We start from the raw sequence: 2,831 nt of genomic DNA on the forward strand, positions 1-2,831 counted from the left end.
TAATTAGCATATTCATAATTAGAGTATTAACCCATTAAATCTTTTAAAGGAAAAAACAAATTTTAAAAAATATTTTATTATCCTTTTGATATTTATTAACTGCTAATTATTTTCAATTTATTTCTGTCTGATCTTGTCTAGTGCCTCTTTTGCAGCTGTCCGAACAAAATTATCTATTATCATAAAGAGCTTGAGTAAGTGCTTCCACAGCCCTCTTGTCCTCTATTTTTTCAAGAGCTTCTGCTGCACGCCTTCGAACAAAAATATTTTTATTCTTAAGAGCTAAAATTAATGGCTCTACAGCTGGTTCTCCTATCTCACCAAGAGCAATTGCCGCAAATAAAAGTTTTTCCCGTTGCTACAACCACTCTGTCGAATACTTTGAATTTTCTGACATTAAGTCCGACTTCTTTAATAATTCCAGTAAATTCATGCTCAATAGCCCGATCTCACATGACGGATGTATCAAGGAGACCGTTCCTGGTGCAGGTTGAGATCAACTGGTCAATCCCGTTTATTGTCTGTTCCTTCTTGCAAGAGTCTTTGTCATACAGTTTACTCAAGAAGTAAATTTATCCTCCCCATCTATTTTGGTCTTGGTTGACCAAAGACCTTGTTATAGCTACCTGATATCCCGAACTCTATGCGACACGAACTACAGATTATTCTGGTTGTCCACGAAGTCATGTCTGCTATAAAAGGTGATTTCATCAAGATAGATGTCATGACCATTTGGGTGTTATAACCAGCTCCACAGTTTGGACATATCACGTACTCCTGTTTAGTGGAGGTTATTGGTTGTTTGCCCTTATTAACCTTCTTTCCAAACAATTTATCAAATATTCCCATATTTACCTCCTATAAATTATTGTGATAAATTTTTTAAAACAAATCTTTTTACTAATCACCTCCAAATAAAAATAGCTGCTTATAAAATAACTTAAGCAGCTATATATTTAATAAATACTAAATATTTTAAGTTATCTGTATCTAAAGATAATGATTTCATCCCCTCCCCACTCAACATTATGATTAAATATATTTTATCATTACTAATAATATAAAGTTTAATATCTCTATTTATAACTTACAAGTAAACTTATAAAAAAATATTAAAATTATAATTTCCAAATGTAAAAAATAGAGAATATACTTACTTGTAAAAACAATTTAAAATAAAAATAGTTACAAAATTTCTTATAATCATATTCTTAGGTATTTTGTCTCCTCCAGTGAGTTTAGCTTCAATTCCTGAGTTTTGTAAGAATTAACTTTCTTTTATAGATAAATAAACAGTAGTTTTAATAAAAAGTTCTTTAGTTAAAAGAGGATGTTCTTCTACAAAATATATTTCTTTTTTTCAATAGTTTCAGCTTCCTCTTTCTTAATTTTTACCCCTTTTTCTCCCCTACAGCTTTTATTTAAACTTATAAAACTCTGATGATTCTATTTAATTCCTTTTTCTTTTCAATTATATAATTTTTGTCCTCTATCTCATTCAAATTTATATCTATGTTTAAAGATGCTCCTTTTATCCCAGTGAAGAGTAGCATCTGATAAAACAACATCAAATTCACCATTGAAACTCAGATTTTTTACATCCCTCACCTCAAAAGTAAGATTTGGTAATCTTTCGCGTTCCATTTATACATATTTTCACCTTCTTATTTGTTAGCCAACAATTTCCGATAACGTTCCCCTCGGGGTTGTCAATATTGGAAGAAGATCGTCTGGAGGTTTGACAGTTCCTACTGCTTTTTTTGAGCAATCCGCAACTCAGTAGTTACAACATTGATATAGGGGTTTCCATAATTTTCAATATAATCTGTTGCTTTATTGATATGCGATATACGACCGTTATCTCCATACTTGATCATTTCATCAAATGCTTTTATATACCACTCTATCCCACTAATGAGCTCATCATGCATATCTTCAAATGTAGTTTTCGCAATAATAACTTCAGATGGTGGGACTACACCACTCATATCAACTCTGGCTCTTTCTAGGTTATGTCTTCCTAACACTACCACCTCCCTAAACTCCTGCCTAGTCATTCGACCATCTGCAAGATCTCTACTGGCTTCACCAGCTATTTTAAGCGTTCCACGGACAAGCTCTAATGTTATAACAACTTCTTCTATGTAGGTATCTTTATCTAGGTATCTTAGCTGCGGTGCTTCCTCGACCTTTTGCGTGGTGGAAGCTCTGGGCCCACAAGCTGCCAAGTAGAGGATTAACCCTAACATTACCAGCAGGAGCCATAGTGTATTCTTTCTCATCGCAAAAAACCTCCTTTCGAGTTTATCAAAGGGACAGGCGAACTAACCGTGATGTATATAAACCTGGTCTACAACCAAGATCTAAAATTAACTTTTTTTTCTGAATATATTTTTTTGATTACAAATTTATTGTTTTTTCAACAGTTACTTCTTTTCTACTTGCTACATCCCAATTTGAATTTAAATAAGCTTCTAACATATGTTTTGAAATATGTGGATCATCCCAAAATGGTGCTGTACTTTTTTCAAAAATATTTGGCTTTTTAGAATATTCTAATATCTTTTCAAAATTCATTACATTTCTCTGTTTTTGTTTGCTCGGTCATTACATATAACGTTTCACAAGTATATGAAGTTGCCCGATAAGGTAATTTGGGCGTAGCCGAAGGTGAAGCTATATACACCCGCTGTTATACGCTGTTGGTCGTATTGTGGAAATGTCCGAGTTTATCATACTATCTCCAAAAACCCTACTATTTCATCCCTGAGAAGGTTTCGGGAGCTATGCCCTTTTTTGTACACCAGACATTAAATCGACCTTCATGGCGA

General features: G+C 33.2%; 6 protein-coding genes. All 6 read right to left on the minus strand.

Annotation, left to right across the window (positions count from 1 at the left end; genetic code table 11):
- Nucleotides 1-169 precede the first annotated feature (169 nt).
- The 6 genes from KKC53_06705 to KKC53_06730 all read right to left on the minus strand — a co-directional run bounded on the left by KKC53_06705 (nucleotide 170) and on the right by KKC53_06730 (nucleotide 2,577).
- Nucleotides 170-331: a HEAT repeat domain-containing protein gene (locus tag KKC53_06705; protein MBU2598836.1), complete on the minus strand. Its 162-nt coding sequence runs from the start codon at nucleotides 329-331 to the stop codon at nucleotides 170-172.
- Nucleotides 318-440, minus strand: coding sequence for an alcohol dehydrogenase catalytic domain-containing protein (locus tag KKC53_06710; protein MBU2598837.1), 123 nt, complete (start codon nucleotides 438-440; stop codon nucleotides 318-320). The genes KKC53_06705 and KKC53_06710 overlap by 14 nt, the downstream gene beginning before the upstream one ends.
- Nucleotides 441-585: 145 nt before the next feature.
- Nucleotides 586-771 carry a hypothetical protein gene (locus KKC53_06715; GenBank protein ID MBU2598838.1) on the minus strand — a complete coding sequence of 62 codons (186 nt, stop codon included), beginning with the start codon at nucleotides 769-771 and terminating at the stop codon, nucleotides 586-588.
- Nucleotides 772-1,427: 656 nt separating this feature from the next.
- On the minus strand, nucleotides 1,428-1,568 hold the full coding sequence (locus KKC53_06720) for a cyclodeaminase/cyclohydrolase family protein (protein ID MBU2598839.1): 141 nt from the start codon (nucleotides 1,566-1,568) through the stop codon (nucleotides 1,428-1,430).
- Nucleotides 1,569-1,748: 180 nt separating this feature from the next.
- On the minus strand, nucleotides 1,749-2,228 hold the full coding sequence (locus KKC53_06725) for a hypothetical protein (GenBank protein ID MBU2598840.1): 480 nt from the start codon (nucleotides 2,226-2,228) through the stop codon (nucleotides 1,749-1,751).
- Between the two features lie 172 nt (nucleotides 2,229-2,400).
- On the minus strand, nucleotides 2,401-2,577 hold the full coding sequence (locus KKC53_06730) for a hypothetical protein (GenBank protein ID MBU2598841.1): 177 nt from the start codon (nucleotides 2,575-2,577) through the stop codon (nucleotides 2,401-2,403).
- Between the last annotated feature and the right edge of the window lie 254 nt (nucleotides 2,578-2,831).

Source organism: Actinomycetota bacterium (genome assembly GCA_018830725.1).
In the GTDB taxonomy this organism is placed as follows: Bacteria; Actinomycetota; Humimicrobiia; order JAHJRV01; family JAHJRV01; genus JAHJRV01.

Bases quoted from the DNA above. Each gene is read 5' to 3' on its own strand.
- KKC53_06720 (MBU2598839.1), bottom strand. From the start codon at position 1,568: ATGTTGTTTTATCAGATGCTACTCTTCACTGGGATAAAAGGAGCATCT.
- KKC53_06730 (MBU2598841.1), bottom strand. From the start codon at position 2,577: ATGAATTTTGAAAAGATATTAGAATATTCTAAAAAGCCAAATATTTTT.